The sequence below is a fragment of the uncultured Roseobacter sp. genome (genome assembly GCF_947495275.1).
Taxonomy (GTDB): Bacteria; Pseudomonadota; Alphaproteobacteria; order Rhodobacterales; family Rhodobacteraceae; genus Roseobacter.
Map to the genome: position 1 here is coordinate 1 of NZ_CANLYL010000049.1, position 1,362 is coordinate 1,362.

Here is a 1,362-nt window from a genome sequence, read left to right on the forward strand (position 1 = left end):
ATGTATGTACCGGCTGCTGTTCGCAATTGATTTCTTCGCACGTTCTCGGAAGTCGCTCATATGTATCCGGCCTACTGATCGACACGCGGGTCGTGGCCTTGTTGGGGTTACGCTCGCACCGTGATCTCATTAGCGGACAGGTCGTTGTTGACCATTTGGGCCGTCAGATTCTGGGGGCGCAGTTTTTCCGTTCCATGCTTTCGATCTATCGCGAACTCCTTTGGGTCGCTTCGGCTCAGACGCCGATGGCAACCTCGTCTCTTGGCGCATCAAACGCCGTTTTGTGTCTTAGAATGCTCCAGGCCATGCGTGCGAGTTTGTTGGCAAGGGCGACGGCAGCCTTGTTGCGATGCATGCGTTCGGAAGCGCGTGCCAGCCATTCACCAAAGCTGAAGTCGGGCCAACGATGCGGTCGCATCATGATGATCTTCGCCGCCTGAACGAACAGCATCCTTAGATACCTGCTTCCCCGCTTGGAGATGCGCCCCAACACGGTTCGACCGCCGGTGCTGTATTGTCGAGGCACCAAACCGACCCAGGCCGCGAAGTCACGACCGCGATCGAACGCCTCTCCTTCACCGATTGCGGCGACCATCGCCGTCGAGATCATCGGGCCGATACCAGGAACAGTCATCACGTTGACGCAGTTCTCCTCAGTTCGGCTGATCTCTTCGATCTCGGCGGACACCTTAACGATCCGGTCGTCCATCCACATCCAGTCACCGTATAGACCGATCAGGATCGCCCGCATCCGCGGCGATATCTCGTCTTTGCGTTCTTCAAGGATTGTCTCGAACGAGTTCTTCAGGGCACGCAGGCCTTTTCGAACAGTGATGCCCTGTTCGATCAAAAAGGCACGGATCTGATTGATCGTCGCCGTCCGGCGCGACACTAAACGTGATCTGACCCGGTGCAGGGCTTGAAGATCGAGTTGATCCTGGCTCTTCTCGGACACGGTTTGCAGGTTCGGCCGAAGCGCGGCCTCGGCAATTGCCTCTGCATCGTTATAGTCGTTCTTCTGTCCTTTATTGAACGGCTTCACGTAGATCGCCGGGATGATCCGGGGCTCAAAGCCCATCTCGCGCAGTGTTCGGCTGACAAAGTGGGCACTCAAGCACGCTTCCATGCCTACGATACAGCGCGGCAACTTCTCGAATGTCGCCACCAGCGCCAATCGCTTGATTGGTTTGCGCAGAACCCGCTGTCCCGTCGGATCGAAGCCCACGATGTGGAATGTGTCCTTCCCAATATCGATGCCGATCGACATCAGCTCATCAAAGTCGCTCTTCGCCATGCTACTTCTCCATCTTGCAGAAATAGGCAAAGCCTAACCTGCTGGGTGAAGCAGCCGGTACATCCCAT

1 protein-coding gene is annotated in these 1,362 nt (G+C 56.5%); it reads right to left on the minus strand.

The genetic code is table 11. The annotated features are described in order from the left end of the window. Positions 1–235: 235 nt before the first annotated feature. A complete protein-coding gene (locus tag Q0802_RS24620; protein ID WP_298922653.1) occupies positions 236–1,294 on the minus strand; it encodes an IS110 family transposase in 1,059 nt (352 codons plus the stop codon). Positions 1,295–1,362: the final 68 nt, after the last annotated feature.

Excerpts from the sequence above, each read along its gene's own strand:
- Q0802_RS24620 (WP_298922653.1), bottom strand. The coding sequence starts at position 1,294 with ATGGCGAAGAGCGACTTTGATGAGCTGATGTCGATCGGCATCGATATT.